The following is a 10,046-nucleotide window of genomic DNA, read 5'->3' as shown; positions in this document are numbered from 1 at the left end:
GGGTCCGCGCTGCCGGCGTGCACGGCGGTGCCCTCCGCGGGCGACGGCACCGCCGCCGGGCCGGGCACGCTGCAGCGGGCGCGGGACGCCGGCCGGATCACCGTCGGCATCGCGAACGAGGCCCCCTACGGGTTCACCGACGGGCAGGGCCGGGTGACCGGGGAGTCCGTCGAGGTGGCCCGCGCCGTGCTCGGCAGGCTCGGGATCGGCGAGGTCGACGCCGTCACCGTGGAGTTCGGGGAGCTGATACCGGGGCTGACCCTGTCGCGGCAGTTCGACATGGTCACCGCCGGCATGTTCATCACGCCGGAGCGGTGCCGGGCGGCCGCGTTCTCGGCGCCGGACTACACCGCGCCGACCGCGTTCCTGGTCCCCGCCGGCAACCCCGCCGGGATCACCGCCTTCGACGGCGTGCGCGACCAGGGGCTGCGCGTCGCGGTCCTGAACGGCGCCGTCGAACAGGGCTACGCCACCGACAGCGGGGTCCCGGCCGACCGGGTCCAGGTGCTGGGGGACCAGAACGCCCTGGTGCAGGCGGTGGTGTCCGGACGGGCCGACTGCGCGGCGCTGACCAACATCTCGCTCAACGACGTGGTCGCCAAGAACCCGGGAGCACCGGTCGAGGTCACCGCGGGGTTCTTCCCGGTGATCGACGGCGCGGAGGTCGTGTCGGCCGGCGGCTTCGTGTTCCGTCCCGGCGAGGACGACATCCTCGACGCCTTCAACACCGAGCTGGCCGCGCTGCAGGAGTCCGGCGAGTGGTTGCGGATCACCGCTCCGTTCGGGTTCACCGAGGACAACCTGCCCGGCCCCGACCTGACCACCGCGGCCCTCTGCACCGCCTGAGCCGAGACCCGACGTGCTCGACAACCTGCCGCTGATCCTGTCGTCACTGGCGGCCGGGGTGCCGCCGACCGTGTTCGCCGCGGTCGGCGGCATCGCCCTCACCATCGCGCTGTCCGCGGTGGCCGGTCTGGCCCTGCTGTCGCGGCACCGGGCCGTGCGCGCGGTCAGCCGGGTGTACGTGGAGTTCTTCCGCGGCACCTCGGAGGTCGTCCAGCTGTTCTGGATCTTCTTCGTGCTGCCGGCGCTGGTCGGCTACCAGATCGTCCCGCTGGCGGCGGGGATCGTGGTGCTCGGGCTGAACCACGGCGCGTACGGGGCCGAGATCGTCCGCGGCGCGGTGCGGTCGGTGCCCCGGGCGCAGTACGACGCCTGCACCGCGCTGAGCCTGTCGCCGTGGGACCGGATGCGCCGGGTGGTCCTCCCGCAGGCCGTGGTGGAGATGCTGCCCTCGTTCACGAACCTGTTCATCCAGCTGCTCAAGAGCACCGCGCTGCTGTCGCTCGTGGTCGTCGACGAGATCGTGCGCCGGGGGCAGCTGCTGGTGCCCAACCTCGGCGTCGGCGAGAAACTGACGATCTACCTGGTGGAGCTGCTGCTGTACCTGGGTCTCGCCGTCCTGGTCACCAGCGGGATGCGGCTGCTGGAACGGCGAGCCGCGGCCCGGGTGGGTCGGCCGCCGACGGCCGCGCGCAGCGGGTTCGCGACCGGGGTGGCGATGTGACCGGGATCTGGGACTGGGGCTACGCCGTCGAGGTCCTGCCAGCGCTGCTGCGGGGCCTGCAGGTGACGGTGCTGGCCACCCTGCTGGGGTCGGTGCTGGCGTTCGCGCTGGGCCTGGTGCTCGCGATCGTGCTGCGCGCCCGCGTGCCGGTGCTGCACCGCGTGGTGCGCGCCTTCGTGGAGTTCTGGCGCAGCACGCCGCTGCTGGTCCAGGCGTACGTGATCTACCAGGTGCTGCCCGACGTCGGCATCACCCTGGGGTCGTTGGCCGCGGGTGTGATCGCCCTGGGGCTGCACTACGCGTGCTACACCTCGGAGGTCTACCGGGCCGGGATCGAGGCCGTGCCGGTCGGGCAGTGGGAGGCCGCAGCGGCGCTGAGCCTGCCGCGCTCCCGGGTCTGGTTCGGGGTGATCCTGCCGCAGGCGGTGCCCCGGGTGCTGCCCGCGCTGGGGAACTACGTCATCTCCATGTTCAAGGAGGTGCCGCTGCTGCTGGCGATCGGCCTGGTCGAGGTGGTCACCGTGGCCCGGCAGCTGAGCGCCGACAGCTTCCGCCCGGTGGAGCCGCTGACCCTCGCCGGCCTGCTGTTCCTGCTGGTCAGCTTGCCCGCTTCCATCCTGGTGCGGAGAATGGAGCGTCGTGCCGGTGCCGGTTGAGCCGATGGTCGTCCTCGACGGCGTGCACAAGCGCTACGGCGACACCGCCGTGCTGTCCGGCCTCGACCTGCGGGTCGAGCGCGGCGAGCACGTCACGCTCATCGGGCCGTCGGGATCGGGCAAGACCACCATCCTGCGGCTGTTGATGGGCCTGGAAGCCGTCGACGCCGGGACGATCCACGTCGGTGGGCGCTGCCTGACGCACATGCGACGCCGCGGGGCGGTCGTCCCGGCCGACGAGAAGCACGCCCGTGCGGTGCGCCGCACCATCGGGATGGTGTTCCAGCAGTTCAACCTGTTCCCGAACATGACGGTGCTGGGCAACCTCATCGAGGCGCCGGTGCGCGTGCTCGGCATGTCCGAGGCCGAGGCCACCCGGCGCGCCGCCGAGCTGCTGGAGCTGGTCGGGCTCACCGACAAGACCCACGAGCGCCCGACCCGGCTGTCCGGCGGGCAGCAGCAGCGCGTGGCCATCGCCCGGGCGCTGGCCATGCGGCCGGAGGTGCTGCTGCTCGACGAGGTCACCTCCGCTCTCGACCCGGAGCTCGTGGCCGGGGTACTGCGGCTGCTGCGCCTCATCGGGGAGAGCAGCGACATCACGATCCTCTGCGTCACCCACGAGATCGGGTTCGCCCGGGACTTCGCCGACCGCGTGCTGATGTTCGACGGCGGCTCGATCGTCGAGGACGGGCCGCCGGAGCGGCTGCTCGTCGAGCCGCGGGTGCCGCGGACCAAGGAGTTCCTGGCCGCCGTGCTCGAGGGGCGCTGACCGGTCACGCGCGTCACATCCGTCCCGGCGGGCTCGCCGGGCGACGTGCCGCGCGGCGAGCGTCCTCGACGCCGTCCGCGAGTATGATCCGCGACCCGCGCCCCGGAGCAGCGTCACCCTCGACCGGCGGTGTCGGCGCCGCCGGATGCACCAATGCGTGTTCCATCGCTCGATCCCATTGATGATCCGGGATCCGATGATCGGTGGCAGGCGCTTCCCAATCAGCACGCGCTCCACGAGTATCCCAGCAATTCGGTGCACCGGCGCATCGATCGCTACGGGCGGGGGACGGCGATGGCGATGGGACGACAAGGGCGTCGTGCGATGGTCGCGGTGCTGGTGCTCGCCGGGGCGGTGGCCCTGGCCGGCTGCGGCGCCCGCGGCGCGGGCGCGGGCGGCGGCGCCGCGGACGGCCAGACCTTCTCCATCAAGTTCTCGCACGTGGTGACCCCGGCGACGCCGAAGGGCCAGGCGGCGGAGAAGTTCAAGCAGGTCGTCGAGGAACGCTCCGGCGGCCGCATCACCGTCGAGATCTACCCGAACTCCGAGCTCTACGGCGACAAGGACGAACTGCAGGCCCTGCAGTCCAACAGCGTGCAGGTCCTGGCCCCGGCCAGCGCCAAGTTCACCACCATCGCGCCCGCGCTGCAGGTGCTCGACCTGCCGTTCCTGTTCGACAGCGTCGAGGACATCCCCGAGGTCGTCTCGCCCGACTCGGCGGCCGGCAAGGCGATCTACGAGAGCGAAGCGCTCGCGGCCAACAACATCAAGGTCATGGGCCTGTGGGACAACGGCCTCAAGCAGCTCTCGTCCAACACCGAGATGCGCACCCCCGAGTCGCTGGCCGGTCTGAGCTTCCGCATCCAGCCCTCGGACGTGCTGCGCAGCCAGTTCGAGAGCTGGGGGGCGAGCGCGACCCCGCTCGCGTTCGCCGAGGTCTACAACGCCCTCCAGCAGGGCGTCGTCGACGGCCAGGAGAACCCGTACTCCAACATCGAGTCGCAGAACATGCACACGGTGCAGAGCCACATCACCGCGTCGAACCACGGCTACATCGGGTATGTGCTGGTGATCAACAATCAGTTCTTCGAGAGCCTGCCCCCCGACCTGCGGACCGTCGTGCAGGAGTCCGCCGACGAGGCGAGCGCCTACAACCGCGAGGTCGCGGCCACGCTCAACGAGCAGGCCCGCACCACCATCGAGCAGGCGGGCACCACGACGATCCTCGAGCTCACCCCCGAGGAGCGCCAGGCGTTCAAGGACCGCGTGGTGCCCTCGGTCTGGCAGCAGTACGCGGACGTGATCGGACCGGATCTGGTCGACGCCCTGCTCGCCGAGCAGAACGCCAGGTAGTGCCCGCCACGGACGGGGGCGACCCGCCGGTCGTCCCCGTCGCCGGGACGGGGGCCGCCATGCAGCGCTTCGACCGGGTGCTGACCCGGGTGGAGAACGTGCTGGCGGCCTCGACCCTGGGCCTGGCCACGATCATCGCGGTGGGCGCGGTCCTGCTGCGCTACCTCTTCGGGATCTTCCTCTTCTGGTCCGAGGAAGCGATCATCTACCTGGTCATCTACTCGACCTTCCTCGGTGCCGTCATCACGCTGCGCCACGGCGAGCACGTCAACGTCGACATCTTCGGGGCCTTCCTGCGCAAGCGCGGCCGGCGCGTCGTCGGCACGATCGCCGCCGCCGTCACCGTCGTCTACCTGGCGGTCGTCGGGGTCTTCGCATGGCTGCTGCTGTTCGAGCCGTTCTCGACCTCGACCACCACCCCGTCGCTCAAGCTCCCGCTGTGGGTGGTGGAGGCGGCCGTCCCCATCGGCTTCACGCTGATGCTCCTGCGCGCGCTGGAGATCCTCGTCCGGACCGCGCGCGGCATCGAGGCCTTCCCCGAGGCCGGCCGCTCGCTGCTGGAGGTCGAGGCGGACGTGGCCGGGGTCGAGGCGGGCGACATCGAGCGGACCCGGCGCACGCCCGGCGACCCGCCCGCCCCCCGGCCGGACGACCCGGGCGGTGGCGACCGGTGACCGTGGCCTCGATCGCGCTGGTCGTCATCCTGTTCGCCCTGCTGTTCTCGGCCACCCCGATCGCGGTGGCGCTGGGGCTGACGTCGTTCATCTACTTCTTCTACTTCACGCTGATCCCGCTCACCCAGGTGCCGGAGCGGCTGTTCAACTCGCTGAACACCTTCCCGCTGATGGCGATCCCGTTCTTCGTGCTCGCGGCGAGCATCATGAGCCGCGGCGGGATCAGCCGGCGGCTGATCGCCGCGTGCAACGCGGTGGTCGGCCAGTTCCGCGGCGGGCTGGCGATGACCGGGGTGCTGTCGTGCATGTTCTTCGCCGCCATCTCCGGGTCCAGCCCGGCCACGGTCGTCGCCGTCGGCACCCTGATCATCCCGGCGATGGTGGCCAGCGGCTACGGCAAGCAGTTCTCCACGGGCCTGATCGCCACGTCCGGTTCGCTGGGCATCCTCATCCCCCCGTCGATCCCGCTGATCGTGTACGGGATCGCGACCGAGGAGTCGATCGGCGACCTGTTCATCGCGGGCCTGCTCCCCGGCCTCGTCGCCGGCCTCATGCTGCTCGGCCTGGTCCTGGTCGTGTCCCGCAGGCGCGGGTACGGCACCGGTGCGCACGCCATCACGCTGACCGGGGCCGAGAAGCTCCGGGCCGTCCGGGACGCGGTGCTGAGCCTCGCGCTGCCGGCGCTCGTGCTCGGCGGCATCTACGGCGGGATCTTCACCCCCACCGAGGCGGCCGCGATGGCCGTGTTCTACGCGGTGGTCGTGTCGGTCTTCGTCTACCGGGAGCTCGACCTGCGGGCCCTCGGCGGGATCCTGCTCACCTCGGCGCGCACCTCGGCGATGATCATGTTCATCATCGCGAACGGGATCCTGTTCTCCTTCGTGCTCACCTCGGAGCGCATCCCGGGCGAGATCACCGAACTGCTGCTGAGCTACGAGCTCAACAGGTGGACGTTCCTGCTGCTGGTCAACATCCTGCTGCTGGTGGCGGGCTGCTTCATGGAGACCTCCAGCGCCATCCTCATCCTGGCCCCGATCCTGCTGCCGATCGCCCTCGAACTCGGGGTCGACCCGATCCACCTCGGCATCGTGATCGTGATGAACCTGGAGATCGGCATGGTGACCCCTCCGCTGGGCCTGAACCTGTTCGTGGCCAGCGGGATGTCGGGGATGAGCGTGCTGCAGGTGGCCAGGGCGGCGATACCCACCGCGCTGGTGCTGCTGGCCGCGCTGTTCCTGGTGACCTACGTCCCGGCGATCTCGCTGGCGTTCCTCGGGGGCGGGTAGGGCGTTCGCGGTGGCGCGCGCCGGCCGGATCATCGCACCGGCGCGTGGATCCGCTGCGGTCAGCGGCCGAGCGCCGCCCAGAAGCCGCAGTGGTGCTCGGCGGCCAGGTCGACCGGACCGATGCCGCCGTCGCCGGGTGCGAGCGCCTGGACGTGGGGCGGGTCGGCCGCCGCGTCGAACCGCGGCCACGCGGGTCCGTCGGCGTTGCCGGGGTCGCCGGTCGCCGCGAAGCTCGTCCAGTAGTCGATCATCTGTTCGGACAGGCGCCGCTGCTCCGGATCCAACGGCGCGGGCATGCCGGCGAGGTCGAACAACGACCAGAGGTCGGAGGCGTGCTCGGCGCCCATGGGCATCCGCGGCGGCAGCGGGGACAGCGGCGGCGGGGCGGGGTCGGCGAACTCGTAGTGGTGGACGGGCACGTGGGCGGCCAGCAGGCGGGAGTCGTCGAGCTGCGAGCAGGCCCACTTGCGGTCGGTGACGATCGCGGACCACGCCAGCGCGGCCGAGTCGTACTCCGAGCGCGGGTACTCGGCCCGCACCGCGGCCTCGTCCGCGCCGAACGCCTCGGCCATCGCGGTGCGGAAGGTCTGCTCGCTCATCGGCGTGCCGTCGTCGTAGTACGCCGTGGTCTGGGTGGCCTCGTCGCGCGTCTGCCCGGACAGCACCGGCACCCGGTGGAACCGCCCGCTGCGCAGGGCCTCGGTCGGTTCCGTCGGCAGCAGTGCGGTCCCGTAGGCGGGCCTGATGAACTCCTGCTGCACGTCCATCAGCGCGTCCACCGGCAGCGCGCGCAGGCAGGCCGGCGCTGCGGCCGGGTCCGGGTCGGTGCAGCCGAGATCGGCGGCAGTCCGCCGGCCCTGTCGTTCGAGAGCCGCGACCGGCTGGAAGATCGAGGCCGCGGTCTGGTTGCGGTAGTCGAAGCCGTCCAGCCAGCTCAGCGCGCAGGAGCCGCTCTGCATGACGGCCCGGTCGAACAGCCCGGCGGCCGACGGCGAGGTCAACTGGGCGCAGGTGCTGATCCCGCCGGCGGACTGCCCCGCGACGGTGACCGCGTCCGGGTCGCCGCCGAACGCGGCGATGTTGCGCTGCACCCAGGACAGCGCGGCCTGCTGGTCGGCCAACCCGAAGGTGCCCGAGTCGGGCAGCGCGGGGTGGCCGAAGAAGCCGAACACACCCAGCCGGTAGTTGACCGTGACGACGACCGCGTCACCTCGGGCGGCCATGCGCCGCGCGTCGTAGTTGCTGCCGGCGCCCGTGAAGTAGCCGCCCCCGTGCACCCAGACGATCACCGGCTTCGCACCGGTGCCGCCGGACGGCGTCGTCACGTCGAGGTACAGGCAGTCCTCGCTGGTGCTGCCCTCGGGAAGCTCACCGGGCTGCTGCGCGCAGGCCGGTCCGGCCCGCGTCGCCTCCCGGACCCCCGGCCACGTCGCCGGCGGGGTGGGGTTCTGCCAGCGCAGCGGGCCCACCGGCGGCGCGGCGTAGGGGAGGCCCCGGAACGCGCGGGTGTCGCCGTCGATCGAACCCCGCACAGCGCCGAACTCGGTCAGGACGACGGCCGCATCGGCTCCGGCGTCATCGGCTCCGCCCGCACCACCCGCCGCCGCCGCGTCGGCCGTCGGCCCGGCGCAGCCCACCAGGGCGGCCAGCGCCCCGATCGATCCCACCAGCGCGAGCCGTGTGCGCCATCTCCTGCCCGTCATCCCGGTCGTCCTCCTCGTGGTCGGCGGTGTCCCGCGTCGACGACGAGTCCAGCGGCTCGTGTCTGCGGGCACCAGCGACCGAGGCAGCACGTCGGACCGACGAAAGTAGGTCGACGCCGGGTCGGCCTCCCGTCGAGAACGACGTTGTCGTGATCAACAGGACGATTCGATCACGACAACTTCGTTCTCGACGGCGGGGCGGTCAGGCGACCGGTGGTTCGGCTTCCACCGGGGGGCCGGCCTCGACGGGCTGGTGGGCGGCGATCGCGGCGTAGGCGCGGTTCTCGTGCTGGACCATCCGCAGGACGAACCCGACGAACAGCGCCACGGCCAGCACGAGGAAGATCCAGACGCCGACGGAGTTCGCGCCGAAGGTGAACACGACGCCGGCGCCGTCGTAGCTGTCGATCGGGCTGGTGCTCATGCCTGCGCTCCCTGCTTCACGAGGCCGTTGCCGTTGTTGCTGCTGCGGACGGGGGTGATCGGGATGCCCTCCGGGTACGCGGTGGCCGGCACCTCGCTGAGGTCGAGGCCCTGCTCCTCGGCGTCCGGCGGGATGCGCAGCATCCCGGCCTTCTTCAGGCCCCAGGAGATCGCGTAGCCGGGCACGAAGCCGAGCGCCGCGAACACCACCAGGCCGACCAGCTGGCCCCACAGGGCGACCGACGGGTTGCCGTCGGTGTTCGGGTAGCCGTTGAGCAGGAGCCCGGACGCGATCAGCGAGAACGCGCCCGCGCCGCCGTGCACGGCGACCGCGCCGACCACGTCGTCGATCTTGAACCGGTCGAGCAGCTTGCCGATGTAGGGGATCAGCGCGCCGCCGACGCCGGCGACGACGAAGCCGACCGCGGGGTGGTAGAGGTCCATGCCGGCGGCGACCGCGATCACCCCGGCCAGGCCGCCGGAGATCGTCCAGAAGGGTTCGCCCCGGGAGGTGAGGTAGGCGCCGATGATGCCGCCGGCCAGGCCCATCAGGGTGTTGAACGCGAAGGCCGAGAGCGTGGTCGGGCTGCCGTAGATGGTGGCGTAGCCGTCGCCGGAGTAGATGACGCAGCCCATCAGGAAGCCGAAGAACCCCACGAAGATCAGCATCAGGCCGAGCATCGTCAGCGGGAGGTTGTGCGGGCGGATCGTCACCGGTTCGCCGGAGGCGGTGAACCGGCCGATGCGCGGGCCGAGGTTGATCAGGACGCCGAGGCTGAAGGCGCCCGCGATCAGGTGCACGCACCCCGCGGCGCCGACGTCGTGGAAGCCCATGGCGGTGAGCATCCAGCCCGCGCCGTGCCATCCCCAGGCCGCACCGATGATCCAGACGACCGACCCGAGAATCGCGGCCAGGATCAGGAACGCGCTGGTGCGGATCCGTTCGAGGACGGCGCCGGACATGATGGAGGCGGTGGTCGCGGCGAACAGCGCGAATGCCCCCCAGAAGATGCCGCTGGCCGGGTCCTGGATGTTCGGGCCCATGTTCTCGCTCCACGGCAGCGCGCCGAGGGCGAGGTCGTCCAGGACGATCCAGCCACTGGGCATCGCGTTGTAGAGGAACCAGCCGACGAAGAAGAAGGTGGAGACGACGACCGCGAGTGCCAGCAGGTTCTTGATGGCTGTGGCCAGCACGTTCTTCGACCGGGACGCCCCGGACTCGTAGGCCAGGAAGCCGGCGTGGATCAGCATCATCAAGGCGATGGAGACCCAGTAGAAGAACTCGTTGTTGACCGAGCTCATGGTCTCGATGGTGCTCTCGACTTCTGGCGGCACGAATCGACCTCCGGCGGGGCGGCAATCTGGTGGGTGGATTGACGGCAGTCGGTCGCGTGCTGCCTGCCGAGTTCGGGGCGTCGTCGGGCCCGGGATCTCGCCGTCGCTGCGTCAGCGCCGATGATAACTACGGAGATCCGGAATGAATGTAAACACTGAGGTGATCTCAGCAAGATCTGCGTAGCTCGATCTGCTCGAAATGGGTGAGCACTCGTGCGGCAGCGACGATGTCACCGATTCTCGACGGGCTTGCGGTGGTGTGGCGTAGAGCGCGCCAGCG

General features: G+C 71.1%; 10 protein-coding genes. 7 read left to right on the top strand and 3 right to left on the bottom strand.

Annotation, left to right across the window (positions count from 1 at the left end; translation table 11 throughout):
- The 7 genes from ehuB to KIK08_RS34290 all read left to right on the top strand — a co-directional run.
- Nucleotides 1–846: ectoine/hydroxyectoine ABC transporter substrate-binding protein EhuB (ehuB, locus tag KIK08_RS34320; protein ID WP_256446616.1), on the top strand; the 846-nt coding region annotated here is incomplete at its 5' end.
- 13 nt (nucleotides 847–859) lie between these two features.
- Nucleotides 860–1,567: an ectoine/hydroxyectoine ABC transporter permease subunit EhuC gene (gene ehuC, locus KIK08_RS34315; protein WP_214407481.1), complete on the top strand. Its 708-nt coding sequence runs from the start codon at nucleotides 860–862 to the stop codon at nucleotides 1,565–1,567.
- Complete coding sequence (ehuD, locus tag KIK08_RS34310) at nucleotides 1,564–2,223, top strand: ectoine/hydroxyectoine ABC transporter permease subunit EhuD (protein ID WP_214407480.1); 660 nt, start codon at nucleotides 1,564–1,566, stop codon at nucleotides 2,221–2,223. Before ehuC ends, ehuD begins: the two co-directional genes overlap by 4 nt.
- A 4-nt stretch (nucleotides 2,224–2,227) precedes the next feature.
- Nucleotides 2,228–2,992, top strand: coding sequence for an ectoine/hydroxyectoine ABC transporter ATP-binding protein EhuA (gene ehuA, locus KIK08_RS34305; RefSeq protein ID WP_214407483.1), 765 nt, complete (start codon nucleotides 2,228–2,230; stop codon nucleotides 2,990–2,992).
- Between the two features lie 324 nt (nucleotides 2,993–3,316).
- The gene (locus KIK08_RS34300) at nucleotides 3,317–4,345 is read left to right on the top strand and encodes a DctP family TRAP transporter solute-binding subunit (RefSeq protein ID WP_214407479.1); all 1,029 of its coding nucleotides are present in this window, start codon (nucleotides 3,317–3,319) and stop codon (nucleotides 4,343–4,345) included.
- Nucleotides 4,345–5,019 (top strand): TRAP transporter small permease, encoded by a 675-nt coding sequence (locus KIK08_RS34295; RefSeq protein WP_214407478.1) that lies wholly within the window; start codon nucleotides 4,345–4,347, stop codon nucleotides 5,017–5,019. The genes KIK08_RS34300 and KIK08_RS34295 overlap by 1 nt, the downstream gene beginning before the upstream one ends.
- A complete protein-coding gene (locus KIK08_RS34290) occupies nucleotides 5,016–6,305 on the top strand; it encodes a TRAP transporter large permease (RefSeq protein ID WP_308258073.1) in 1,290 nt (429 codons plus the stop codon). Before KIK08_RS34295 ends, KIK08_RS34290 begins: the two co-directional genes overlap by 4 nt.
- A 59-nt stretch (nucleotides 6,306–6,364) precedes the next feature.
- Here the strand turns inward: KIK08_RS34290 and KIK08_RS34285 are convergent, their stop codons facing one another.
- From KIK08_RS34285 to KIK08_RS34275, 3 genes are all read right to left on the bottom strand, one after another.
- Entirely contained in the window at nucleotides 6,365–8,008 is a 1,644-nt protein-coding gene (locus tag KIK08_RS34285; RefSeq protein ID WP_214407477.1) for a carboxylesterase/lipase family protein, read from the bottom strand.
- A 202-nt stretch (nucleotides 8,009–8,210) separates the two neighbouring features.
- Nucleotides 8,211–8,432, bottom strand: coding sequence for a hypothetical protein (locus tag KIK08_RS34280; protein WP_214407476.1), 222 nt, complete (start codon nucleotides 8,430–8,432; stop codon nucleotides 8,211–8,213).
- Nucleotides 8,429–9,733 (bottom strand): ammonium transporter, encoded by a 1,305-nt coding sequence (locus KIK08_RS34275; protein WP_214407475.1) that lies wholly within the window; start codon nucleotides 9,731–9,733, stop codon nucleotides 8,429–8,431. Before KIK08_RS34275 ends, KIK08_RS34280 begins: the two co-directional genes overlap by 4 nt.
- Nucleotides 9,734–10,046: the final 313 nt, after the last annotated feature.

This window comes from Pseudonocardia lacus, from assembly GCF_018531445.1.
Taxonomy (GTDB): domain Bacteria; phylum Actinomycetota; class Actinomycetes; order Mycobacteriales; family Pseudonocardiaceae; genus Pseudonocardia; species Pseudonocardia lacus.
The sequence above is the reverse complement of the archived record's forward strand: the minus strand, read 5'-3'. Positions and strand labels throughout refer to the sequence as shown.

Coding starts and splice junctions, on each gene's coding strand:
- KIK08_RS34275 (WP_214407475.1), bottom strand. CDS start 9,733: ATGAGCTCGGTCAACAACGAGTTCTTCTACTGGGTCTCCATCGCCTTG.
- KIK08_RS34285 (WP_214407477.1), bottom strand. CDS start 8,008: ATGACGGGCAGGAGATGGCGCACACGGCTCGCGCTGGTGGGATCGATC.
- KIK08_RS34300 (WP_214407479.1), top strand. CDS start 3,317: ATGGTCGCGGTGCTGGTGCTCGCCGGGGCGGTGGCCCTGGCCGGCTGC.
- ehuA (WP_214407483.1), top strand. CDS start 2,228: ATGGTCGTCCTCGACGGCGTGCACAAGCGCTACGGCGACACCGCCGTG.
- KIK08_RS34280 (WP_214407476.1), bottom strand. CDS start 8,432: ATGAGCACCAGCCCGATCGACAGCTACGACGGCGCCGGCGTCGTGTTC.